The 24,319-nt window shown below is 61.7% G+C and carries 19 protein-coding genes and 6 pseudogenes; 9 read left to right on the top strand and 16 right to left on the bottom strand.

The genetic code is table 11. The annotated features are described in order from the left end of the window. Positions 1-122: 122 nt before the first annotated feature. The 3 pseudogenes from QZM72_RS34640 to QZM72_RS34630 all read right to left on the bottom strand — a co-directional run. Positions 123-257: pseudogene (locus QZM72_RS34640) on the bottom strand (IS6 family transposase); the annotation flags it as partial. A 115-nt stretch (positions 258-372) separates the two neighbouring features. After that, positions 373-618, bottom strand: a pseudogene (locus QZM72_RS34635) (IS110 family transposase); the annotation flags it as partial. Positions 619-666: 48 nt separating this feature from the next. Next, positions 667-894: pseudogene (locus tag QZM72_RS34630) on the bottom strand (transposase); the annotation flags it as partial. A 62-nt stretch (positions 895-956) separates the two neighbouring features. On the opposite strand from QZM72_RS34630, the gene QZM72_RS34625 reads away from it, so the two are divergent. Beyond that, on the top strand, positions 957-2,225 hold the full coding sequence (locus QZM72_RS34625) for an IS256-like element ISBcen18 family transposase (protein ID WP_301740370.1): 1,269 nt from the start codon (positions 957-959) through the stop codon (positions 2,223-2,225). 45 nt (positions 2,226-2,270) lie between these two features. On the opposite strand, the pseudogene QZM72_RS34620 reads toward QZM72_RS34625, so the two are convergent. The 4 genes and pseudogenes from QZM72_RS34620 to QZM72_RS35735 all read right to left on the bottom strand — a co-directional run. Continuing rightward, positions 2,271-3,086: pseudogene (locus QZM72_RS34620) on the bottom strand (IS630 family transposase); the annotation flags it as partial. 183 nt (positions 3,087-3,269) lie between these two features. Then, a pseudogene (locus tag QZM72_RS34615) lies at positions 3,270-3,788 on the bottom strand (plasmid pRiA4b ORF-3 family protein); the annotation flags it as partial. Positions 3,789-3,820: 32 nt separating this feature from the next. Beyond that, entirely contained in the window at positions 3,821-4,564 is a 744-nt protein-coding gene (locus QZM72_RS35740; protein WP_367620054.1) for a tyrosine-type recombinase/integrase, read from the bottom strand. A 967-nt stretch (positions 4,565-5,531) separates the two neighbouring features. Next, positions 5,532-5,663 (bottom strand): annotated as a pseudogene (locus QZM72_RS35735) (phage integrase family protein); the annotation flags it as partial. A 383-nt stretch (positions 5,664-6,046) separates the two neighbouring features. On the opposite strand from QZM72_RS35735, the gene QZM72_RS34605 reads away from it, so the two are divergent. The 3 genes from QZM72_RS34605 to QZM72_RS34595 all read left to right on the top strand — a co-directional run bounded on the left by QZM72_RS34605 (position 6,047) and on the right by QZM72_RS34595 (position 9,296). Beyond that, positions 6,047-7,066, top strand: a complete 1,020-nt coding sequence (locus QZM72_RS34605) for an IS110 family transposase (protein ID WP_301740368.1) — start codon at positions 6,047-6,049, stop codon at positions 7,064-7,066. 758 nt (positions 7,067-7,824) lie between these two features. Continuing rightward, positions 7,825-8,763 carry an AraC family transcriptional regulator gene (locus tag QZM72_RS34600; protein ID WP_301740367.1) on the top strand — a complete coding sequence of 313 codons (939 nt, stop codon included), beginning with the start codon at positions 7,825-7,827 and terminating at the stop codon, positions 8,761-8,763. A gap of 77 nt (positions 8,764-8,840) precedes the next feature. Further along, positions 8,841-9,296, top strand: a complete 456-nt coding sequence (locus tag QZM72_RS34595; RefSeq protein ID WP_301740366.1) for a VOC family protein — start codon at positions 8,841-8,843, stop codon at positions 9,294-9,296. 665 nt (positions 9,297-9,961) lie between these two features. Here QZM72_RS34595 and QZM72_RS34590 read toward each other — a convergent pair. The 7 genes from QZM72_RS34590 to QZM72_RS34560 all read right to left on the bottom strand — a co-directional run bounded on the left by QZM72_RS34590 (position 9,962) and on the right by QZM72_RS34560 (position 14,082). Further along, positions 9,962-10,297, bottom strand: a complete 336-nt coding sequence (locus QZM72_RS34590; RefSeq protein WP_301740365.1) for a hypothetical protein — start codon at positions 10,295-10,297, stop codon at positions 9,962-9,964. Positions 10,298-10,322: 25 nt separating this feature from the next. Continuing rightward, positions 10,323-10,805 carry a hypothetical protein gene (locus tag QZM72_RS34585; RefSeq protein ID WP_301740364.1) on the bottom strand — a complete coding sequence of 161 codons (483 nt, stop codon included), beginning with the start codon at positions 10,803-10,805 and terminating at the stop codon, positions 10,323-10,325. Between the two features lie 39 nt (positions 10,806-10,844). Then, positions 10,845-11,126, bottom strand: a complete 282-nt coding sequence (locus tag QZM72_RS34580) for a type II toxin-antitoxin system YafQ family toxin (RefSeq protein WP_301740363.1) — start codon at positions 11,124-11,126, stop codon at positions 10,845-10,847. Beyond that, positions 11,113-11,376, bottom strand: a complete 264-nt coding sequence (locus tag QZM72_RS34575) for a type II toxin-antitoxin system RelB/DinJ family antitoxin (protein WP_301740362.1) — start codon at positions 11,374-11,376, stop codon at positions 11,113-11,115. The genes QZM72_RS34580 and QZM72_RS34575 overlap by 14 nt, the downstream gene beginning before the upstream one ends. 334 nt (positions 11,377-11,710) lie before the next feature. After that, complete coding sequence (locus tag QZM72_RS34570) at positions 11,711-13,291, bottom strand: IS66 family transposase (protein WP_301740361.1); 1,581 nt, start codon at positions 13,289-13,291, stop codon at positions 11,711-11,713. A gap of 30 nt (positions 13,292-13,321) precedes the next feature. Continuing rightward, positions 13,322-13,666, bottom strand: a complete 345-nt coding sequence (gene tnpB / locus QZM72_RS34565) for an IS66 family insertion sequence element accessory protein TnpB (RefSeq protein WP_017333797.1) — start codon at positions 13,664-13,666, stop codon at positions 13,322-13,324. After that, positions 13,663-14,082 (bottom strand): transposase, encoded by a 420-nt coding sequence (locus QZM72_RS34560; protein ID WP_264169445.1) that lies wholly within the window; start codon positions 14,080-14,082, stop codon positions 13,663-13,665. The genes tnpB and QZM72_RS34560 overlap by 4 nt, the downstream gene beginning before the upstream one ends. Before the next feature lie 676 nt (positions 14,083-14,758). Here QZM72_RS34560 and QZM72_RS34555 point away from each other — a divergent pair. From QZM72_RS34555 to QZM72_RS34535, 5 genes are all read left to right on the top strand, one after another. Beyond that, positions 14,759-17,422, top strand: a complete 2,664-nt coding sequence (locus tag QZM72_RS34555; protein WP_301740360.1) for a type VI secretion system Vgr family protein — start codon at positions 14,759-14,761, stop codon at positions 17,420-17,422. 61 nt (positions 17,423-17,483) lie between these two features. Further along, positions 17,484-19,343 (top strand): hypothetical protein, encoded by a 1,860-nt coding sequence (locus QZM72_RS34550; protein ID WP_301740359.1) that lies wholly within the window; start codon positions 17,484-17,486, stop codon positions 19,341-19,343. Between the two features lie 2 nt (positions 19,344-19,345). Beyond that, on the top strand, positions 19,346-20,404 hold the full coding sequence (locus QZM72_RS34545) for a T6SS immunity protein Tli4 family protein (protein ID WP_301740358.1): 1,059 nt from the start codon (positions 19,346-19,348) through the stop codon (positions 20,402-20,404). Between the two features lie 13 nt (positions 20,405-20,417). After that, entirely contained in the window at positions 20,418-20,705 is a 288-nt protein-coding gene (locus QZM72_RS34540; RefSeq protein ID WP_241332443.1) for a PAAR domain-containing protein, read from the top strand. A gap of 268 nt (positions 20,706-20,973) precedes the next feature. After that, positions 20,974-21,303: an H-NS histone family protein gene (locus QZM72_RS34535; protein ID WP_301740357.1), complete on the top strand. Its 330-nt coding sequence runs from the start codon at positions 20,974-20,976 to the stop codon at positions 21,301-21,303. 724 nt (positions 21,304-22,027) lie between these two features. Here the strand turns inward: QZM72_RS34535 and QZM72_RS34530 are convergent. Both QZM72_RS34530 and QZM72_RS34525 read right to left on the bottom strand, forming a co-directional pair. After that, positions 22,028-22,450: an abortive infection family protein gene (locus tag QZM72_RS34530; protein ID WP_301740356.1), complete on the bottom strand. Its 423-nt coding sequence runs from the start codon at positions 22,448-22,450 to the stop codon at positions 22,028-22,030. Positions 22,451-22,658: 208 nt separating this feature from the next. Further along, complete coding sequence (locus tag QZM72_RS34525) at positions 22,659-24,158, bottom strand: IS66 family transposase (RefSeq protein ID WP_301740371.1); 1,500 nt, start codon at positions 24,156-24,158, stop codon at positions 22,659-22,661. Between the last annotated feature and the right edge of the window lie 161 nt (positions 24,159-24,319).

The following is a 24,319-nucleotide window of genomic DNA, read 5'->3' as shown; positions in this document are numbered from 1 at the left end:
GTGGCCTCTTTACGCCGATCCTGGACTGGCTCCATTACGCCGATCACGGACTGGCCTCATAACGGCGATCATCAAGTGGCCTCATTACGCCGATCACGAATTGGCTCCATAACGGCGATCCGTGACACGCCGCGCTCGAGCAGCAGTTCCTCGACGTCGCGCAGGCTCAGATTGAAGCGGTGGTACCAGCGTACCGCGCAGCTGATGATCGAGGCCGGGAAGCGGTAGCCGTGAAATGGGTTGCGGCTCTTTGTCATCCCCCATTTTATCCGCTGGGCGATTCAAGTTGACAAGGCCACCGGCGCTCGGTCATCGGGCCGACCGACAAGGTCGTGCGGCCCGGCGAGGCGGGGGGTGCCCCTATGTGTTTCGTCAAGCGTTAGGGGCTGACTTGGGTTGGTAAATGGTGCCGTCGCGCAGCATGGCGAACAGAACGTCGCAGCGTCGCCGTGCGAGCGCGATGAGCGCTTGGTTATGGCGCTTGCCTTGCTGGATCTTGCGCGAGTAATAGGCCCGTGAGACTGGGTTCCGCAAGGCCGCGAAGGCGGATAGGAACAAGGCGCGCTTGAGCACCTTGTTGCCGCGTCTGGATGGATGTTCACCGCGTATCGATGAACCGCGTACGTTCAATTCGCATACTATTGATCAGAAATACTTGAACTTGACTCAAGCTGCATAGCGAATTGGCTTATGCATGAAATAGCGAGCGACACGTTGTGGTGATTTCTGGAGACGACGTAGATGGCTGATCACCGCTTTCTTGAGATTTCCCTTGGTCCGAGTCGGCGCCTGTTTGGTCACGTTCGCCTTCAGGTCAGCGTTGAGCATCTCGTCGGGATTCAGCTCCGGGCTGTACGACGGCAGGTAGAACACTTCGATCTCGTCGACGTGCTCGGACCTATCCGTGATTTCGTGGGCGAGGCATATCATGAGGTGTAAAAGTCATGGATATGCCAATGAAGAAGAAAAGGCAAACTGTAGCGCGTCAGGCAGCGGCCCGCGGGCCGCTGCCTGAACTGCCCAAGGAACTGCTGGACCAACTGGTCAAGGGGCCGATGACGCCGACCGAGGTCCAGGATTTGATGCTGGCGTTCAACAAAGCAGTCATCGAACGCGCAATGGGTGCCGAGATGAATCTGCATCTGGGCTACCCGCCGGGCCAGTCCAAGCCGCCCGGGCAAGCTAACGAGCGCAACGGCGCCAGCGGCAAGACGGTCATCACCGATCGGGGCCCGGTTCGGGTCGAAGTCCCTCGCGATCGCGACGGCAGCTTCGAACCGATCCTGATTCCCAAGCATGAGCGCCGCTTCACCGGCTTCGACGAACGCATCATCGCGATGTATGCCCGCGGCATGAGCGTGCGCGAGATTCAGGCGTTTCTGGCCGAGCACTACGGCACCGAGGTGTCTCCTGACTTCATCAGTTCGGTCACCGACGAGGTGATGGCCGAGGCGCTGAGCTGGCAAAGCCGCCCGCTTGAGACGATGTATCCGGTCGTGTTCTTCGACGCGCTGCGGGTCAAGATCCGCGACGACGGCGTGGTCAGCAACAAGGCCGTCTATCTGGCCTTGGGCATCCAGGCCGACGGCCAGCGCGACGTGCTGGGTCTCTGGATCGAGCAAACCGAGGGGGCCAAGTTCTGGCTCAAGGTGTTCAACGAGCTGAAGACGCGCGGCTGCCAGGACATCCTGATCGCCGTGGTCGATGGCCTGAAGGGGCTCGCCGAAGCCATCGGCGCGGCCTATCCGCGGACCACCGTTCAGACCTGCATCGTGCATCTGATCCGCAACAGCCTCGAATACGCCAGCTACAAGGACCGCAAGGTGCTCGCCGCAGCGCTGCGCCCGATCTACGCGGCTGCCAGCGAAGAGGCGGCACGGCAGGCGCTGCAAGACTTCGCCGACGGGCCTTGGGGCGCGAAGTACCCGACGATCGTGCAGTCGTGGCAACGCGCGTGGGAGCACGTCGTGCCGTTCTACGTGTTTCCGCCGGAGATTCGACGGGTCGTGTACACCACGAACGCCATAGAAAGTTTGAACATGCAGCTGCGCAAGATCATCAAGACCCGTGGTCACTTCCCCAATGACGAGGCGGCCATCAAGCTGCTCTGGCTGGCGCTGCGCAACGTACTGGCCAAGACCGTGCGGTCCGCGTTCGACTGGAAATCAGCAATGAACCAGTTTGCTATCCTGTTCGGCGAGCGATTTATGCAGGCGCGTGGATAACGTGCTGTTCAACCGCCTCGCCCACAAATATGCGGACAGGTTCACGTGCTCGGCCAACCACACCTTGACCGGCTTGGCGTGATGGACCTTCAGGTTGTCGAGAATCAGAAACACCTTCTTGCTGCGCATGTCTTTGATCAGCCGCCTCAGGAAATCGAGCAGGATGTCGGCGTTCATCGCGCCCTCGAAGACTTTCCAGCGCACCTGGCCGCGGTTCGGCACCGTAGACATCACCGACAGGCCCTCGAGTCGGCTCGCCACGCGCCGCTCGGGCGTTTTGCCGATCCGTGGGTAGGAGCGGCCCCGGACATCATCCGAGCGCAGCCCCGTTTCGTCGCCCCACTGGATTTGCGCACCTTCGGCCTTTGCCCGGCGCGCAATCTCCGGGTACGTCTCGTTCAGCCATGCCTGCACCGCTTCCGGTCGCTGCTCGTAGGCCCGCTTCATCGGCTTTTGCGGCGTGAAACCCCAGCGCGCCAGATACAGGCCGACACCCTGCAATGTCAGCGTCAAACCGCATCGCTGCCCGATCAACTCCCGCACGGCATGTCGTGTCCACAACGCGAACGACATCTTCAACTGGTCCGGCATCTGGTCGCGCAACAGCACGCGAATTTCCACTTCCTGCTGCTCACTCAGGACACGGCTTGGGTTCGCTGCTCCGCCGCTCGGCTTGTCACGCAATCCAGCCGCACCTTCGCGAGCGTAGCGTTTGCAAATATCGAACACGCCCGTGCGCGACAGGTTCGTATGCTCGGCAATCTCGTCGTAGGTCCAGCCCCGCCTGCGCAGGTTGATAACCTGCCGACGCCGCTCTTCACGCGCCTCACGAGGAAGCGATCTCATGTCTCGTCTTTCCATCGCCCTCACATGAGGGGCGATTTTCTAACTTCAAGATCACGCATTGCTAATCAATAATCGTCATTCCGACGAAATGAACAGTCATTCCGGCAGGATGAACGCGCATTTCGGTCGCTGAACAACCGCTTCGGCCTGTCGAACCGACGGACGCCTTGCCGACATGCTGTGCCCGCGACGCGCCCTTCACTCCCATTCGCTATGACGGTCGGCCAGGCGCTGGTTCACGTCCGCGACGCGAAACGCATGCGGATCAAACCGGCCACCGAGCCAGTCGAACAGCTCGCGTTTTTCGCCGGTCATGCGGCCGCCGAGCGTGCGCAGCAGGTGCGCGTAGCCGGCGGGTCCGCCGCAGTCTTCGGGCGGACACGCGTTGCGTCCGGCCGTGCAGCGCGGATACGTGGCCCGCTTCGCCGGCGCGATCTCGACCTCGATGGCGATCGCGTGATGCCAGTAGTCGCCGACGTCATAGGTATAGCCGAGCGTGTCTCCCGGCTGGGCGACGTCGAGCAGGCGCACGCCGCTCGCGCGATCGTCCTCGAGGTCGATACGATCCAGGAAACCGTATAGCGCGAACCCGTACCGATGCGTGTTCGTCCAGCCCATCGCGGCCTGTGCGATCACATGGAGCTCGGCAAGATCGATATCGGTGGGGATCTCCAGGCGCCGCCAGATCTCCGGCCGCAAACCAAGCAGGCTGATGCGCAGGCGCCAGATCCGCGGGTGGGCGGGGTTCGTCAAGACAGTCGCCGGCGTGTCGGCGGCGGCGTCGATCGCGCGCACCGTCGACCGACCGTCGGGGCGCCCGTATGCGTCCAGCGGCGCTCGCCCCAGCGGGCGTCGAGCGCGCAGGCGAAACCGCCCTCCTGCGCTTCGGACGCGATGTCGTCCAACCAGTTGCGCACGCGCGTATCGAGCTCCCCAACCTGTCGATAGGGAAGCAGCAACATCACGACGCTGGGCGCGGCGCGCTCGGTGCCGGAGAATGCGAGGATCCAGCGCTCGAGCGCGTCGCGCGCGCGTTCGGTCTGCGTGGTATTCGGCGCGTCCGTGGCCTGCACCTGCAGGGTGACGCGCACCTGCGCGACCTGCTCGTCGTCGTTCGGCACCGGATCCGGCACCGCCGTGTCCAGCGACCAGAACGGTTCGCCGATGACGATGTCCTGCTGCATCGCCAAGATGTCCGCCGCGACCGGCGCCGCTGTCGGCCGTGCTGTCGGTGCGCCCAGCGCCGGCATCTGCGCAAAGTATCCTGCCAGCTCGCGGCGCACCCGTTTCGTCTCGGCCTGCGCGTAGATCGAGGTGGTCGCGAGCGACGCGTGGCCCAAGACTTTCTGGGCGACGTCGGGCGGCACGTTCGCGGCGATCGCCTGGGTGCCGAACGTATGCCGCAGCGCGTGCGGCGTCGAGTCGGCCAGATGCCGGCGCTCGTCGTCGGTCAGCTCGAGCCGCTCGAGCAGCTGCGCGAACGCCCAGTTCACCACGCCGCGCAGGCCGTTGGCCGAATACCCGGCCACACTGTGTTCGTCGCCGTGGCGGCGCTGCGCAGCCGGCGTCGGCGGGATCTCGGTGGGCTTGATCAGCGGGGCGACCTCGGGCGGCGCCTCGAAATCCAGTTCGCGAATCGGCCGGCACGTAGCGCAGGCCGGCGCGCTGCGCGAGCGTCGCCTCGGTGATGCGCAGGCCCGAATCGCCCATCAGGAAGATCGCCACGGCCGCGGTTCGCCAACGTGCCGCATCCGGTCCATAGCGCTGCGCCTGCTCGGCCAGACCCTGTCGCACCTTGGTCCACAGCGCGAGCGGCAACGCGCGCTCGATGCGAATCGCGTGCTCGGGCGTCACGGTGGCCGGATCAGACACGGCCGCCCACGGGTTGCCGGCCAGATAGCGTACCTTGACCAGCCAGTCGAACGCGCCGCGGATCACCAATATCGCGTACTTCTGGCTGGTCGGCGTCAGGCCGCCGGGCGCGAACGGCCGCCAGCGCGGCGAGCGGCGCGACTGGCGCGGGCCCACGAAACGCTCCCCCGGTGCCGCCAGAAACGCCTTGTACGCGTTGCAGTCTTCGACCGTCAGCGACGACAGCGCGGCGCCGCGCTCGGTGACGGCCCACAACAGCAGCCGCTCGAGCTCGCGCGTGTATGCGCGCAGCGCCTGCGGCCGGTCGCCGTAGCGATGCAGGTACGCGCGGATCGCGTCGAGGTCGTGCTGCGCCTGCAGGTAGCACAAACCGCCGGCGCGGTTCACGCCGCGCGCGCCGGACAACGCGTGCGGCAACGCGATGCGCTCGAGCGGCGCCAGCGGGCCGGGTTCGCCTGCCTGCCCGTCGGGACTGCCGGCCGGCGTTAGCGTCACGCGCATGTCGACGGGCGCGGCGAACGGCTCGTCGGCATCGACGTCGGCGTCGACCGTGATGCCGAGCGTTTCAGCATGTTGGCGCAGCCACGCGACCAGGATCCGCGCGCGCAACAGGCCGATGCGCGGCACCGAGCGCCACCAGCTGCCGCCGCGACGATTGCACAATGCGACCAGCTCGCCGAGCGTCGCGACGCCCTCTTCTGCCAGCCGCTTCCCGATCATCGGTCGGAACCAGCCGCCGACCGGGTGCGCGGCCAGCGGCCGCGCGACCGCGAGCCTGGACGCATCCTCGACCATCTTGAGCGTCAGGGCGGTCAGTTTCGCGCTGCCGTGCTGCCTGATCGACGTCTTGAGGTGCTCGGCCAGCACCGACGAGCCGTGCAGCAGCGCGAGGTGGACCAGATCGTCGCGCATGGTGCGCAGGTGCCGCTCGAGCGCGTCGGCCGACGCGCCGGGCCCGGACTCCGGATCGTAGTAGCGCTCGGCGATCGCGCCGGGCGACACGCCCTGCACGTACGCACGCAGCGCCGCGTAGTCCGATGGGATGAACGCCGCTGCGCACCGAGCGCATCATACGCGTGCGGTACTTCTGAACGGAGGCAGCTATGAATCCCTTCCCTGTGGGTGTCGATATCGGCAAAAACGTCTTCCAGATCCACTACATTGCGCCCGGCAGCGGCGAAATCGTCAACAAACCGCTCAAGCGCGCCAACTTTCTCGAATACTTCGCCAACCTGGAGCCCTGCTTGATTGGCATGGAGGCTTGTGGGGGCTCCCAACACTGGGCGCGATCGCTCAGCAAGCTCGGACACAAGGTCCGTCTCATGGCCCCGCGCTTTGCCAAGGCATTCAACATCGGTAACAAGAACGACGCGGCGGATGCACGGGCAATCTGGCTTGCAGTCCAGCAACCCGGCAACAAGGTAGCAGTGAAGAGCGAGGCGCAACAGGCCGTGCTGGCTCTGCATCGGCTGCGCCAGCAACTCGTGAAGTTCCGCACCTCCCAGATCAATTGCATCCGCGGACTCTTGGGCGAATACGGCGAAGTGATGCCGGCAAGCCGACGCGCTTTCGACGCGAATATCGCTGCAGTCTTAGAGCGGGTCAGCCAGCATGTCGCGGCACCGTTGATCGACACACTCCGCGAGCAATGGTCTGCGTTGACGCACCTGGACGAGCAGATCGCGCGCATCGAGCAAAGGCTCAAACAATGGATGAGCACCGACTCGAGCGCGCAAGCGATCAGCGCCATTCCGGGTGTTGGCTTGCTGACCGCCACCGCTGCGGTCGCCACGATCGGCGACGCATCGGCGTACAAGTCCGGCCGTGAGTTCGCCGCGTCCATCGGTCTCGTACCGAGGCAAGTTGGCTCGGGCGGGCGAACGACACTGCTCGGGATCAGCAAACGGGGCGATGCTTATCTGCGCACCCTGCTCGTGCATTGCGCGAGAGTCATCAGCGTGCAGCTCCGATCCAAGCATCCGTGGATTGAACAGCTGCTGAAGCGACGACCGTATAACGTAGCGATTGTCGCACTGGCCAACAAACTGGCGCGCGTCATCTGGGCCGTGCTCGCTCGCGGCAGACCGTATCAACAAGATTTTGTCAGCACCAAGCCGGCATAGCCCGGCAGGAATCATCAACGACAGAGGAGTGAACTTCATCCGATCGCTCGGCGTAACAGAAGGAGATGACAGGACAGGTTGGACCGTGACTCGCTAAACCTGAGTGTGCACTGGCGCTTCGAGCGCGATAGTTCGTATAGGAGCGAGTCAGCGGTTCTCATCGTGGCCCGCGACAGCATCCGCGTCGCAACAAGGCCGAATATACGTACGCGATCCGACTTTTCCGTCCTGCCCTTCTCTATTTTTGGAGCGCTATCGACCGCACTCGATACTTGATGCATCAGGGTCACTTACCTTCGCCCGCTCTTGGCAGGTGGGGGAATTCGTGCTGCGAAAATTTGCTCCTCGCCCGTGACGTAGGTGGTTGGTTTGACCGTGATCCGCTAAACCTGAGTGTGCACTGGCGCTCACAGCACGATAATTCGGCAAGGAGCGGGCTCACGGCATCTGGCCGCTTGCGACCCACAGCGGACTTTCTACTCTCCCAATAGCGGCCACTGGATTGGCCTGTCTCCAAACCATGAAGATTCGCATCCATTCTGGATCGATCCACCTTTTCGGGAAAGCCTGGTTGGTCATCGCGGTCACGGTCGCGGCTAGACCCGGTCGCCGATTGACGGGCCGCCTGAATCAGCGGTACCCAGACCGGCCATGGTTGTCAGGCGTTAGTCGGTGATCGAGTAGTCGGTCCGAAGTGAATAAAGTCTATCCCGGCACGCTGTTGGCCCTGGCGTATCAAGGCATTGCCAAGACTGTCAATGCTCTGTTTGAAGTTGTTCATCGATAAATCTCAGCATTGCACGAGTCATTACACTCTGCTTTATCCGCAGCGAAGACGCTCGAATGCACCAGAGGTGTATCATCGGCCGATGGATTCGCTTCGTCGGCCCCCTGTTCCAGCGCTGCAAGGCTTAATCGAGTCGATCTGGGCGCACGACCCGTTCCCGTTGGTGGATCGGCGGTTCGCTGCGCGCGAGCACGTGTTGCCGACCGGTGCCACGCACATTGCCCTGCGCGTTGGTGGGCCATCGCTTCGTGTTTTTGACAACACGGCGGATTTGTGTGGCCGCCATCTCGGCCACGCGGTGGTGGGTGGCGCCCGCGCCGCGTATCATCTGCGCGACGTATCACAGCCTTCTATTTCGGTAGGCGCCGTGCTGCGGCCCGGCGCGACCAGCGCGCTGCTTGGCGTGCCTGAGGTCGCATTGGCCGGCCGTCACACACCGCTGGAACTTCTGCTGCAAAGCGGCGAAATCGACGATTTGTTATCACGGCTGCAGGCCTGCCCCAACGCGACGAGTAGGCTGGCGCTGTTCGAGCGTTGGCTACTGGCACGCGGACGGGGTCGGTCACCCACACTGCATCCGGCGCTGACAGGCGTGCTCGGTCATTCTGATCGGTGGTTCACGCGTGTGAGCGAGATTGTGGACGCCTGCGGCCTGAGCCATCGTCATTGTATCGCATTGTTCCGGCAGGCGACCGGTCTCGCGCCACACGAGTGGCTGCGGCTGCAACGCTTCGCACGGGCACTCACTCTGGCCACTGACGGATCGCGCGGCTGGGCCGAGATCGCGGCGGCCAGCGGTTTCGCGGATCAGGCGCACTTGGCGAATAGCTTCCGGTCCATCACCGGCGTCGCGCCTTCTGTTTGGAGGCACCGCACCGATCCGGCTACGCCACGACACATGCCGGCCTGAAGCGGCGCAGGTCAAATTCTTGCAAGACGGCGCCAAGCCATTCCCCCAGAATGACGCATCACCGACAAGGAGCTGATATGGCCATCCACGAGTTGTATGCCTACCTCTGCGTGCGTGACGCCCGCGCCGCGATAGACTTCTATATCCGGGCCTTCGGTGCCCACGAGTTATTCCGGCTGACCGAACCCGACGGCCGTGTCGGTCATGCCGAAATGGACCTCGACGGGCACACGTTGATGCTGTCGGAGGAGTATCCCGGCATGGGCGTGCGAAGTCCTGAAAGCCTGGGGGCCACGCCGGTCACGCTGCACTTGCACGTCGATGATGCCGATGAGTTGGTTGCGCGCGCTGTCGCCGCCGGCGGAACGCTCGATCGAGCGCCAGAAGATCACTTCTACGGTGAACGCTCCGGCACCGTGCGCGATCCGTTCGGCCATCGCTGGCTAATTGGCCACGCCATCGAGAAGGTGACGCCCGAAGAAATGCAGCGCCGCTATACCGCGTTGTTCGATACGCCGCCGCAAGCCAGATGACTGGCTGTTCTGCGCGCACTGGCACATTCGAAATCAAACGCGAAACGCGTGCTGGCGAGGGGCGGTGCCGTATCAGCGCGAAGCTGCTGGCCTCGCGGCATGAGGCTCGCGCTACGCGATGATACGCCCGGTCGGCCCGGCCTCTGGTTCGTGGAAACAGTGGCCAATGCTAGGATGACACTAGCCACAAAGACCAAATCGGTCTTTGCTGCAGGGCACGACCTGAATTTGACGTCCACGACGCTGAATAATCAGGCTGAAATGCGGCCGGACCGGTGCCGCATCAAATGATCCCGCGGAACACCGGTCTCTGCGAAGACATCCACTTTAACCAGGTCATATTTGACGGGCTTCTCTTCCGGCATATGCCGGACAATACGCACATAGACGCCCTATGCGGCTCCTTATCCTCCCAACATTTCGGTTATCGGCATAGCTTCGACCGAGTCCCGCGCGAGAGGTGCGGATTTGTCGACGATCTATGTGCAGAGGGCGAGCGTCCCTTGTTGGCCGACTCCAGACAGTCAATCCGCCCTAGATTTTGGGGAGCGATCTATCGTCCCTGCCCCTTTCGTTTACCAAAACCGCTTGCTAAATCGCGGCGTTCATATAGGTGCGCGTATAGGTGCGCGGCGGCGGCAGGATCAGCTGTTCGGCCGGCGCGTTCACGGCGCCTCCTGGTGATCACGCGTGCTGTAGGGTCGCGTATGCAACGTCTCCCAATGCGCAGTGGCTTCGAACGCGACCAGCCAGTCCAGCGCCGCACGACCAGTGTCGGTCAATTCGGCGACCTCGATCGGCACGGGCACGAGCCGGGAGCGTTCGGCGACCTGCTGGGACAGCCGGATCGGCTGCCGTACCCAGGCGATGAACCCCATCCGGGCGAGTGCCTCGACCGGCGCGCCGTGCCGGTACCGCACGACTTGGCGATGGCAAACGTGCCGCAGGCCGTCGAGCACAGTGGCGTACGAGGGTGCGGCACTCGAATTCGTGGCTGCCACGGCATGTGCTCCCGGTTCGCTCGGTTCAGTCGGTCGTGGCCTGGCCGGCGGTCTCGTACAGCGACTCCACGATCGCAAGCAGTTCGCGCAGGCGGGCGGCAACGCGCGGTGTCACGAACAGGTCGACGTCGGATGGGCGAGCGTAATAAGCCTTGTTCGGTCCGATACCATCGGTGCCACCGCCGATGTCGAGCAACTCCAGCTCGGCGGTCGGGTCCGTGTTTCGTTCGTAGAGTTCGGCGGCGCTGTAGATGTTGTAGATGGCGCCCTCTTCGGCCCAGCCTTGCGGGTCGACACACCAGGCTGCCGACAGTAGCAGCTCGAGGTGAGCGGCTTTGCCCTTGCCGCGCGGCACTTCGAAGAACACGGTGCGTTCGTCGTATGCGCCTCGCGATCGGCACAATGCGTCCGGCAGCGCGACGAACGCGCGGTACAACACGCCGGTGGCCAGGCTGCTGGTGCGAATGGCACGAACCGGGCATTCGATGGTGGTCCGTGTTTCCGGCATGACGAGAACCCCTGGGTTGAGCTTCGTGACGGTGATCGTCTACAGCCCCAGTTCGCTGTGCGAGCCGAGCCGTACTAACTGCAAGGTCGACGCATCGGGCTTGCGGTAGATCAGCACCAGATCCGGCTTCAAATGGCAATCGCGGTGATCGCTCCATTCGCCGATCAGCGCGTGGTCGCGATGTTTGGCGGGCAACGTCGCGTCGGTTACGAGCAGCGGCAGCACGGCGGCCAGCAGCGTGTCGAGCGAGGCGCGATGCCGGCCGACGGCCACGCGTCGATAGTCGCGCTTGAACTGGCCGGTTTGCTCAATCTTCCGCATGCAGATCCTTCATCAGTTCCTCGATGTTGTCGAAGCGTTGCAGGCCGCCGGCGCGCGCCTCGCGCATCGCGGCGATGGTGGTCTCGTTCGGGATCAGCGGTTCGAACGGCAGCGCCTTGTCGTGGGCGACACGCGTGAGCAGCAGGCGGAACGCGTCGGACACGGTCAGGCCGACGCTGGCCAGCACGGCGCTGGCCTCGGCCTTGATGGCCGGATCGATGCGGGCGCGGACCACGGGATTGGTGGACATGATGACCTCCGGTCAAAGGATGTGAGCCACATTGTAGCTCAAAAATAGGATTTCGCGTGGCGGATTTCGAATTTCGGCCACTCCAGCCCACCAACCGCAATGTTGCTAATACACGTTGCCGGCTCGTATTAAATGGGCTCGAATTGAAGAAGCCGTTTGGTTTGATGCCAGAATTGATGACGAAACGCATCCAAAGGAGTAAGCGACTCAGCCTGGCCGTTTCCCCGTTCGCGCGCGTGTGGGGCATGATGGTGTGGTGGAGTCCGTGTAGATCACGGGAGATCGTGTCCGCGATCGGCGATCGTGGACACGATCCATCCAAATCTATCCAGATCTACCCGGTTGATGGTGTGGGCGGGATGGCTGGCTTCAGCTTGTCGGCCACATTCCAGGGCAGCAAGTCGTCGATGCGAGCTATCTTGTGATCAGCGATGTGGGTCAGGACGTATTCCAGATAGGCACGCGGGTTGATGCCGTTCAGCTTGCACGTCCCGATCAAGCTATACATCGCAGCGGCCCGCTCGCCCCCGCTGTCGGAGCCGACGAACAGATAGTTTTTGCGTCCGAGCGCGACACAGCGCAAGGCGTTTTCTGCGAGCACGTTGCTGATCTCGGCCCGACCGTCCTCGCAGTAGAACACCAGCGCCGCCCAGTGATTCAGCGAGTAGTTGATCGCTTTGGCGAGCGTGGACTTCGTCGACAGCGTCGCGAGTTTCGCTCGGATCGTCGCTTCGAACTTCGCGAGCAACGGCTTGGTCTTTTCCTGTCTCACGCGCAGACGCTCGTCAGGTGTCTGGCCGCGGATGTCGGCTTCGATGCTGTAGAGCTCACCGATCATATCGAGCAGTTGCTGGGTATCCGGTGTCGGCGTGCGCGCATGAACATCGTAGATGTACCGCCTCGCGTGATCCCAGCATGCGGCTTCGTGGATCTCGCCGCTCGCAAACAGTTGATCGAACCCGGCGTAAGCATCGGCCTGCAGGATACCGTGGAATGCGGCGAGACGGGTTTGCGGGTGGACGCCTTTACGGTCCGAGGAGAAGTCGAACCATACCGCGGCTGGGTCGGGCGAGCCGGAGCGGCGATCGTCTCGCACGTACACCCAGAAGCGACCGGTCACTGTCTTGCCGTTGCCGGGCGCGAGCACCGCGACCGGCGTGTCGTCGACGTGGACCTTTCCAGGAACCAGCGCGTAGCGCTGGATCGCTTCAACGAGCGGTACGCAGAGCTCGGCAATTTGCCCGAGCCAGCGGCCCATGCTGCCGCGATCCAGCGTCACACCGTCGCGTGCTGCGATCTCCGATTGGCGATACAGCGGCTGATGATCGGCGAACTTCGACACCGCAATATCGGCCAACAAGCTCGAATGCGCGATGCCGTGCTCGATCGGCAGGCTGGGCATCGCGGGCTGTTCGATGTGGCCGCAATCAGGGCAACACATCTTGTGGCGGATCGTGCGGATCACTTTGAACGCGGCCGCCACGCGGGCGAGTTGCTCGGATACATCCTCGCCGAGCCACTGCATCGTCGTCGCGCACTTTGGGCAGGCCGGATCCGGCTTGAGTTCGATTTCGTCGCGGGGCAAGTGCGGTGGCAGTGGCTCTCGCGTGGGCGCCCGACCGGGCGGCGCCGTCGACGTCGACGTCTTGTCTCGGTACCCTCGCGTCTCTGCAGCGCCCTGGCCGGCCGTCAGGTCTTCCAGTTGCGCCTCGAGCTTGTCGATCTGCCGAGCCAGTTTCTCGGACTTGCTACCGAAGTACATCCGCCTGAGCTTGTCGATCTGCGCCTTCAGGCGTTCGATCTCGTCGTCGCGTGCGGCGATCTCTCGCACCATATTCGCAATCGACGTTTGCTGCTCGAGCACCAGAGCCTGGAACTCAGCGACGGTGGCGGGAAGCGGCGCATGTTTGGACATGCGTCGCAGTTTACGAGCCTTCGATGCGGTTTACAACATCGACAGAGCGGCGGTACGCCGCGGCTGTCGCCAGTCGATGCCCTCGAGCAACATCGACAGTTGGGCGCTCGTCAGATGGATCTTTCCACCGTCGGCCTGGGGCCAAATAAACCGGCCCCGCTCCAATCGCTTTGCGAGCAACCAGAGTCCGTCGTCGGTCGCCCAAAGCAGCTTCACGAGATCGCCGCGACGGCCGCGGAAGATGAACACGTGGCCGCCCAGCGGATTCTCTTCGAGCGCTGTCTGCACCTTCGCGGCCAGCCCCTGGAACCCGCAACGCATGTCGGTCACACCGGCCGCCAGCCAGATACGCGTACCTGCCGGCAGCGCGATCACTTCAGGCATTCCTGCAGGAACGCTTCGGCGCGCTCGGCAGACAGGCCACGAATCTTCACGCGCCGCTTGCCGATCTCCACCTCGATCTCGCACACGGGCGTCGACATCGGTACGCTGCTCATCGCTCCCGATGCTACCGTCGGCTCCGGCGCCCGCAGCACCAATGCCGCGTCGATCACGTCGACGCTCAGCAGTTCCGTGCTTGGCACGCTCGGCGCAACATCCAGTGCAGGGACGACCAGCTTGCCTTCACGATATTGCTTGCGCCATCCGAACACCACATTGGCGTTGATGTCGTGCCGTCGCGCAACAATCGACACCGACATACCGGGCTCCAACGTCTCCCGGATCACCTGCTGCTTGAATTCTTGCGCGTACGTACGATGGGGATGGGCACGGTTCCCTGCGTTCGACATGGCTGACTGGCTCCGTCAATCTAAACGCGCCCATCATGCTTTGAAAAAATCAGCTTCGGGAAACGGCCAGGCCGAGTCGCTTACACCGAACGCGTTCACCGGTGTCGTTCAAACCGTCGAGGCTTGGCCTAGATTCTCCGTCAGGCGTGCCGGCTCGCCCTCTCGCCATACTCCGTAGAAAGTGGTGACGCGTCCGTTAGGGGGCGCCCTATGCGCCGGAAACTGCGCGCGCCCGGGGTGACGATCTTCGTCATCGGCCGTCCCAGTACTTGTGCCGCGCTGACCGACCCGTTCCAGCGCCCGCGCTAACCTCCCCGATGAGCTAGAGCGGACACGTCGGGGTTTAACAATTTTTAAGAGGGGTGCGCAGTAAATCCGCTATGATCATCATGATTTGGTATCTACCGCGCTCCGTTCTTCAATTCTCTTAGATGCGGGGCGATATCCGAGGGCGGATTAGAGTAGAAATTCGAGATATTCCCGCGACTGTCAGGATTTTGTCATGTTCGACATAACCCGCAAGCAGTCGCGGGGCAATTTGATGCATAGGCAGGAAAAGGGGCATTAAATTATCGCGATTATTGCGAAAATCGCAGGAGTGTAAGCGCGCTACGCCGCGATCACCCTTGCGTGAGGTAACGACCGCCCCATCCGAAAACCAAAAAGGGCATGCAGTATGGGCCACAGCACGTTATACCAAGCGTTGCGTCTCGGGGACGCACAGTACAACCGCCTCGTGAAGCTAGATACGCCGCTCGGCGTCGACTGGCTTCTGCCGCTGTACGTCAAGGGAACGTCTAGACTCGGACGCGACTACGAGTTCATCGTGGATACGGTTTCGGCGCGCGGGGCCCAGATTAAACTTGACGCGCTGATCGGCAAGGCGATCACCCTCTGGATTCAGCAATCCGACGGCACGTACATGCCGATTCAGGGCTACGTGCATCAATTCAGTCGGACCGGTGCGGATGGCTCGCTAACCTATTTTCGCCTACGCTTCTCGTCGTGGTTGTATTTCCTCCGGCTGCGACGGGATATGCGCGACTGGCAGGAAAAAAGGGGCGACGAGATTCTCACGGACGTCTTCAACGAGCACCCACAAGCACGCGGCGCATTTCGCTTCGAGTTGCGCCGCCCTTTGCCCAATTATTCCAACCGCGTTCAGTGGGAATACGATATAAACTTCGTACACCGAACGCTAGAGGAAAATGGCACGTTCTTCTATTTCGAGCAGGCGCCGAATGGTCGCGCCCACTCGATGGTACTGATCGACGACTCGTATTCCCTGCCCCACCTGCGGCAGCCGGTTGTCCAGTTCGGGCGCTCGTCCATTGGCGAAGAGGCCGATGGCTTCATACAGTGGAAGGAACAGTTGCAAATTGAAAGCGCATCGCTTACTCGGCGCTCGCCGGACTACATGCGCCCCGACCTTCCGAGAGAAGTGCAAGGCGACACTGACGTCCATAACGCGTTGCCGACCGACGGCGAGGTCTACGAGTATCCGGGTTCCTATGGTTGGTCGGATTCGGACCATGGCGACGCGCAAGCAAGGGTCCGCCTCGAGGAACGTCGATCGCGAATGAAGCGATTCCACGGATCTGGCGCGTTGCGCTGTGCGATGGCCGGTTACCGTTTTGAGCTGCAGGGCCACCCTCTTCACGATTCCGGGCCAAAGGAAGAGCGGGAGTTCGTCGTGGTCAGCGTCGATTGGATGATCCGCAACAACCTTCCGGGAATGGACGAGGTGACCGATGTCGCAGAAAGCCTCGCTGGTGAGCTGGCCCAGGCTAGGGTGGGAGCGACCGTCATGCACGCCGACGGGAGCGCGGGTTTCTATCACGTGACGGTGGAAGCGCTACGACGCGACCTCCCCTACCGCAGCCCGCTCGAGCATGCGAAGCCCGTTATGCAGTTGCAGAGCGCAATCGTCGCCGGGCCCGCAAAGGAAGAGGTCTACACCGATGAGCTCAATCGAGTAAAGGTGTGGTTCTTTTGGAACCGTCGTGATGAGCGCACAGAGCGCGCGTCGATTTGGGTAAGACCGTCTTTTCCGGATGCGGGCGCGATGCGCGGGGGCGTCCACCCTCTCCGCAAGGGCGACGAAGTCGTCGTCGGCTTCATGGAAGGAGATTGCGACCGGCCCGTGATTATCTCGCGCATGTACGGCGGCGCCACGAAGCCGGTTTGGCATACCAATGGCCTCCTCTCCGGCTTTCGGTCGAAAGAGTACGGCGGCGGTGGTTTCAATCAGTTGGTGATGGACGACTCGACCGGCCAGAACCGCGTGCATCTGTACTCGACGAGCTACGATTCACATTTGCACCTCGGCTATCTAGTTCAACAGAAAGACAACACTCGCGGTGCCCTTCTAGGCAATGGGTTCGACCTCAAGTCGACCGCTTACGGCGCTATTCGAGCGGGCCAAGGTCTGTACGTATCCAGCCACCCGGCGGCCGACGGCCAGCCGCTCGCGATCGATCAACCGACCGACCAGTTCAGTCGGTCCCAACTGCTGATCGAGTCCCTATCGAACGCAAGTACGACCGCCCAAGCGGAATCATTGGAGGACGGCGAGAAAGCGCTCAAGGATTTTGTCTCTGCCACCCGCCACCCGCTGACTGGCCCGACCGGAACCGGAGGCCGCACGGACGGCGGCGGCACCGGTGAAGCGAACGGCTTCAGCAAGCCGGTCGTGCTGATAGCAAGTCCGGCGGGCGTCGCGGTTTCGACGCAGAGCAGCGCGCAACTCTCCGCCGACAAGCAACTCACGCTGATGAGCGGCGAGACTACGAGCATTGCCACCGGCAAATCGCTTGTCGCAGCTGCGGTCGAGAAAATCAGTCTGTTCGTCCAGAAGGCCGGCATGAAGCTGTTCGCGGCCAAAGGCAAGGTCGAGATCGCGGCGCAATCGGATGCGCTGTCGTTATTCGCGGACCGCGATATCACCGTCACGAGCAATCAAGGTCGAGTGACTATCGAAGCGAAGGTCGAGATCATCTTGAAATGCGGCGGCTCCTATATTCGCCTGAACGCCGACGGAATCGAGGACGGGACTCGTGGCGCGCGGACCATCAAATCTGCGGCATTCAGCCGTCAGGGCCCCAGCTCCGTCGCCGAGCATATGAACAGTTTACCCAAGACGGCCTTTAACGATCCCTACATCCTGCACAACAAGATCACTGGCGAAGCGCTTGCGAACCATCCGTACGAGATTGTGCGTGGAGATGGCACGGTCATCAGCGGCACAACCGACGAGCTCGGAAGAACTGCGGTGCAACGGAGCCACGACGTCGAGAATGTCCAGATCCGAATTCTTCCGTTCCCCAGCTCCGGTTTGTAGAGCGCCCGATGTGCGACGAGCCGCACACTGCAGACCGAACGAATGAATAAGAGAACCAGGTATGAGCAATAGCAACGGTAACGGTAGCAATACCGAAAAATCCGACGCGGTGACGTTGAATGCGACCCACGGAGCAGACGGAAAGCAATGCACAAACGCGACACTGACGCCCGACTCCGACTGGAGAAACAAGGTTGTTCACTGCGATCCGCGGCCCGCGATTCCGGTCATTTTCATTCCGGGAGTCATGGGGTCAATTCTGGTCAGCAAGAAGACCGGCGAAGAGGTATGGTCTCCGCCGAACAACCTAGCCTCGGCGGGCATCTTCGCTGCGCAGACATACTTCTTTCAGGACAACAACGACAAGCAGAAGAACTACGACCCCACCGACGCGGTTGTCTCCCCAAGGGGTCGTGTGAATGCCAATGGATGCGACATTGGGAACGATGAGGCACGTCGACGCGGCTGGGGCAGCGTCCATATGGACAGCTACCATTCGTCCCTTGCGTGGCTTGAAAAGCAGCTAAATCACCCGTACTACAACGGTCAAATCTCCGGCTATTGGGTTGCCCCAGATAAGAACGGTCAAGACTTCACTGTTCAGCCGCTACTTGGTACCGACCCCAAAGCATACGGTGCCTTTGGAGCAGCGGCGGACACCATCACGGCCGACTCGGAAGAATTCAAGAAATTTGCTAAGTACCGCTATCCGGTCTATGCGATCGGATACAACTGGCTCCAGTCAAACGAAAAATCAGCCTTCGATGTCGTCAACGGCGTTGACTGCTCCAACCCAAAGAGCGGGAAGAAGCAGCGATTGATGGGGATCAAGGAGATCTGCGCGGAGAACAAGGTTACGAAAGCAATCATCATCACCCACTCCATGGGCGGTCTCGTCGCACGGATGGCGTGCGTTCTTGCAAATAACGAAGGCTTGATGCACGGCGTGATCCACGGTGCACAGCCGGCGACCGGTGCGCCCCTTGCTGCACGTCGGTTTCGCACTGGCGGACAGGGTGAAGACGCCGTGGCGAACAAGCTCCTGGCCGGATTTAACGCACACGAATTCCTAGCGATTACCGCCAACGCTCAGGGGCCACTGGAGCTGCTGCCGATGCCTGATTATCACGGTTCCGAGCCGTGGTGGGTCTTCCAGAATATGCGGCGCGAAACGGTGATGTCGCTACCACGTCCGGGGGACTCGATCTCGCTCTACAGCACGACGAACTGGTATTCATTGGTCCCCGATCAATCGCCTTCCGTTCTCGATCCTGCAGGCATCACGCAAGAGAGATTGAAAACTAACTCCCCTGGTGTCTCGGTCGCCCAAGAATTCAGATCTACGATGGTGGAAGTCGTTAAGCGACAATCGAAGCTGGTCAACAGGTACCATAAGAACACATACGCGTTCTACGGAAACGGAATGCTGGACCAGAACCAGAAAGAAGCGTTCAAGGATGCCCGGACCGGGATGACGGTTCACCTTCCGAAGAGAGTCGAGCGCAGCGAAGATGCCTATACGCTTCGGACGTTTGGTAACGTGGTCTGGCAAGGTGACTTTCCCCAGGGTGTCACCGAGGCAGATGTAATCAACGCGAAGCTCCTGAGCGACGACGGCATTGGTACGATTCGTATCTCGGTGAAGGGTGCGGCGGTGACCCTGACCGCGATGAAGAAGTCCAAAGACGACCGGGATGCTGCAGCACACGGCTTCATCCCTGGCGACGGGACTGTCCCGTCATGGTCGGGCGAAGCAGTTGCCCGCGGCCTCAAGCCGGGCGTACCAGGTGGTGTCGCAGAGGGTGTGCAAGTGGCCTTCGAGCAGCGTGGTTTCGACCATCAAGGCTGCTTCGCCCATCCTTGGGCTCGGTGGGCAACCTTATACAGTGTAGTGAAGATCGTGAAATCGATACAAACGTGAGCATGGGAAATCTGATCCGTCGAATTCATGCCAGCATTCTTCCGTTGGCGATCGCAACGCTTGGCGCGGTCGCCTGTACACCGCAGAAACCATCGGAGTCCTCTATGTCGCAACCGGTTATGACCGATACTCGTCCTTGGTGTATTGGTCGGTTTGCGGTTGATCTTCCCCGCGCGGCCGACGTGTACGTCCAGGACTACAAGTACATGGGCTATACCATTGAGCCCATCCCCAACGTTAGCAAGTCCGAGTTCGACAGCCGCGTCAGCAAGCGGGAACAGGAGCTGCGCACGCTCATGCGTGAAGACCCGCACAAGGCATTCGCGCAGACGAAGACGCCGTGGCTGCATCAGACCGTCGAGCCGAGTGCAGCTTCCCGGCTCTTTGTCTACGGTCGCTACGACGACAAGCCCGAGGATCTCGTCTATGACGTCGAGGGCTATGCTGAAGCGAACGACACTTTGTTCGTCTTGAAGAATCGATTCGGCGCGAGCTACGATCAATCGGCAATATCCAACGCGTCCGAAATTCTGAAGAACATCAAACCGAGGTCAGATTGGGACGTCCCATCCGATGGCGCGTTCTGTTTCCAAGGCGGAGCGATCGGTGGTAGACCGTTGCCCGGGTTCGACGCCTCGGTCGCCGCGCGCCTGGTCCACGGCCGACCATCGAACCTTATTGTGACAATGCGGGAATCTGTCGAGCGTGATCGGAAAAACTCGACCCTTGATCAGCTTTCGAAGGACGACGCCACTCTCAAACAATATGCGGGAAATGTGGATGTACTTCGCAAGGGGACACGCGACGTTGCCGGCATGAAGGCCGCCGAGTTCGCGGTGCATATCCAGGGCGACGGCATCCACGCCTATCACTTCTATCTGTTTTCTCCGGGGGTTCCGGGCGATCTGTCGAAGCCAAACCTGACTATCCAACTACTTTTCGGCGCGGCGCCCGACGATAGCACGCCCCCCACGGAGGCAACGTCTCCGGTCACCCAGGCGGAGGCCATGAAAGCGTGGGATTCGGTGCTTGCGAGCTTCCACTATCGCGGTCCGAAGTGATCAGGGCTCAACCATGAAACGCTTCGATATCGTCAAGGGAGATACGACGACTGCGGGCGGTGTCGTACAGGGGGGAGACTCTGACGACCTCCTGAATGGTCGAGAGCAGGCCTACGAAAACGATCCGGTCATGTGCCCTGCTTGTGGCTCTGTTGGGGTGATCAAATGCGATGGCCCACGGCACTCGATGACCGGACCTGATGGACGCCAGGCAGCCCTAAGCGATGACCTGTGCATCTGCAAATGCGAGCCGCCTCCAAAACTCATTGCGTCGCAGTCGACCTCATACACGGAAGTGTAGTCGGGGCGAGGACTGCCGCTATGGCCTTCGTAGCAGTCCTCTGGGTCTCGGGAGGTTCGGTTGTCCGTCGCTAAGCGAGCACATGCGCCGGACACCCTCTCGGAACTTGCCGGCATCGTAGCAGAGCTGGTCCGGCCGTCATCCTCGTTTAACTATTGTTGATCGTCTGTCACCGGCTGTTTCAGTACCGATAGACGGCCGCGACAGGACATCGAATTATCACCGCGCAGCGGACTATTGATTCACCTCCACGCATTTGCCGAAACTCATGGAACCTCTAACCCTGCAGTCCCTGCGGCTTGAATTGCGCAAGCTCGACGCCCAATTGGCCGAAGCCCGGGTCGCGGAGAAAAAGGCCGCCCTGGCCACATTCAAGGAACAGGTCGCCCAGTACGGGATCACCCAACAGGAAGTGCTGTCGGCGTTGGGCTATATTCAAACGAAGCCGAAGCGCGCATTGGCGAAGTATTACGATCCGTCGTCAGGTCGTAGTTGGTCCGGTCATGGCCCGCGGCCTAAGTGGCTGGTCGGGAAGGAGCTCAGCGACTATGCAGTCGACCGCGTGCCGCAGCCGTGGTGGCCAGGCGACGACGCGTAATACGGGATGCAGACTGGAAAAGATGGACGCCGTTATGGATTTCCGACAGCTGGTATGGGCTCCGCGTGCAATCGCTGAAGACTGGGGCGAAACGCCCGATCCAGTAGTCTGGATTGCGATCGACCTACTAGACGCGTCGTGGTGCAAGGCGCGGGATAACTACGTCGGGCCAGGCGGAATAGGGTCGGCCCAAATCGGCAAATACTCGGCCGTCGGCGCTTTTTTGGCTCGGAATATCGGAACGACGGCTGTTTCCGTTCCACGCCTCTCGCTGGTCGCTGACGAAGTCTCTTTTAATGATGGCCGACACACTTTCGCGTGGCTACGCGATCACGGCCTTCCGGCATTGCCGGTCGAAGTCGGGCGCGCGTATGAACAAATATTCAGAAGACGCTTTGAAACCACCGAGCGCGTGGGTCACCTCGCCACTCGGTCTCACTGAGGCGACCGCGTGCGCTGCCGACTCGGCTGACGGGCACTCCAGCTCCGGCATCGCGGCCTCGAGTGCTCGGCGCGTCGCCGCTAGAGAGAGGTCGATCGGACTGTCTGTCGGTGTCCCCATGCACAGGCGCGCCAACTGCTCTACGTCCAACTCCCGACCGAATTGTTCTGAATATGCTGTTCGCGTCATTTCGAATCCCCGCTGGTACCTAGTCCAATTGAGGTCTTGCCCGTCGACCCTCGACCATACCCATGCGCACCCCCATGATTGACACGTCGTTCATCAGTCACTTTCAGGTGGCCTCGTGATGCCGCCATTCCGATGACGATCGAGCAGGAATATCGCCACCGCCGCTCCGGCGTTCTTCGTCAACATCGCATATGCCGGATCGGCCGGTGGCAAATGAGTCGACGCGCCGTGAGCTGATCCGTAGTGCGTGCGCAACGTGCCGATCGCCTGGCAAACCGTGGATACTCCCGAGGTCAACCTCTTCACGTCAGCGAGCAATTGCGCATCGTCGGGCCAAGGCAGCGTCGCGAGCACCGTTTCGATGAGGGGCTTCATCGACTTGTTGTCCGGCAGCGGGACACCGCGCTCGCGCAGAATCTCCGCGCATACTGCTTCGACGAAACTGCTGGCGCGAGTCATTCCGTCCGCCGGATTCAAATTGAGCGCGTCGCCGGTCGCGTTCCAGTTCTCTTGCAAGGTCAAACTTCCGAACGCCTCAAGGGATCCGGATAATTGCTCGCCAAGTTTTGCCGACTCGGCCGCAACAATGTAAGCGACTCAGCCTGGCCGTTTCCCCGTTCGCGCGCGTGTGGGGCATGATGGTGTGGTGGAGTCCGTGTAGATCACGGGAGATCGTGTCCGCGATCGGCGATCGTGGACACGATCCATCCAAATCTATCCAGATCTACCCGGTTGATGGTGTGGGCGGGATGGCTGGCTTCAGCTTGTCGGCCACATTCCAGGGCAGCAAGTCGTCGATGCGAGCTATCTTGTGATCAGCGATGTGGGTCAGGACGTATTCCAGATAGGCACGCGGGTTGATGCCGTTCAGCTTGCACGTCCCGATCAAGCTATACATCGCAGCGGCCCGCTCGCCCCCGCTGTCGGAGCCGACGAACAGATAGTTTTTGCGTCCGAGCGCGACACAGCGCAAGGCGTTTTCTGCGAGCACGTTGCTGATCTCGGCCCGACCGTCCTCGCAGTAGAACACCAGCGCCGCCCAGTGATTCAGCGAGTAGTTGATCGCTTTGGCGAGCGTGGACTTCGTCGACAGCGTCGCGAGTTTCGCTCGGATCGTCGCTTCGAACTTCGCGAGCAACGGCTTGGTCTTTTCCTGTCTCACGCGCAGACGCTCGTCAGGTGTCTGGCCGCGGATGTCGGCTTCGATGCTGTAGAGCTCACCGATCATATCGAGCAGTTGCTGGGTATCCGGTGTCGGCGTGCGCGCATGAACATCGTAGATGTACCGCCTCGCGTGATCCCAGCATGCGGCTTCGTGGATCTCGCCGCTCGCAAACAGTTGATCGAACCCGGCGTAAGCATCGGCCTGCAGGATACCGTGGAATGCGGCGAGACGGGTTTGCGGGTGGACGCCTTTACGGTCCGAGGAGAAGTCGAACCATACCGCGGCTGGGTCGGGCGAGCCGGAGCGGCGATCGTCTCGCACGTACACCCAGAAGCGACCGGTCACTGTCTTGCCGTTGCCGGGCGCGAGCACCGCGACCGGCGTGTCGTCGACGTGGACCTTTCCAGGAACCAGCGCGTAGCGCTGGATCGCTTCAACGAGCGGTACGCAGAGCTCGGCAATTTGCCCGAGCCAGCGGCCCATGCTGCCGCGATCCAGCGTCACACCGTCGCGTGCTGCGATCTCCGATTGGCGATACAGCGGCTGATGATCGGCGAACTTCGACACCGCAATATCGGCCAACAAGCTCGAATGCGCGATGCCGTGCTCGATCGGCAGGCTGGGCATCGCGGGCTGTTCGATGTGGCCGCAATCAGGGCAACACATCTTGTGGCGGATCGTGCGGATCACTTTGAACGCGGCCGCCACGCGGGCGAGTTGCTCGGATACATCCTCGCCGAGCCACTGCATCGTCGTCGCGCACTTTGGGCAGGCCGGATCCGGCTTGAGTTCGATTTCGTCGCGGGGCAAGTGCGGTGGCAGTGGCTCTCGCGTGGGCGCCCGACCGGGCGGCGCCGTCGACGTCGACGTCTTGTCTCGGTACCCTCGCGTCTCTGCAGCGCCCTGGCCGGCCGTCAGGTCTTCCAGTTGCGCCTCGAGCTTGTCGATCTGCCGAGCCAGTTTCTCGGACTTGCTACCGAAGTACATCCGCCTGAGCTTGTCGATCTGCGCCTTCAGGCGTTCGATCTCGTCGTCGCGTGCGGCGATCTCTCGCACCATATTCGCAATCGACGTTTGCTGCTCGAGCACCAGATGTCACGGATCGCCGTTATGGAGCCAATTCGTGATCGGCGTAATGAGGCCACTTGATGATCGCCGTTATGAGGCCAGTCCGTGATCGGCGTAATGGAGCCAGTCCAGGATCGGCGTAAAGAGGCCAC

Origin of the sequence: Burkholderia sp. AU45388 (genome assembly GCF_030481585.1) — a bacterium.
Lineage (GTDB): Bacteria > Pseudomonadota > Gammaproteobacteria > Burkholderiales > Burkholderiaceae > Burkholderia > Burkholderia sola.
This window is presented reverse-complemented; position numbering and strand designations above follow the sequence as displayed.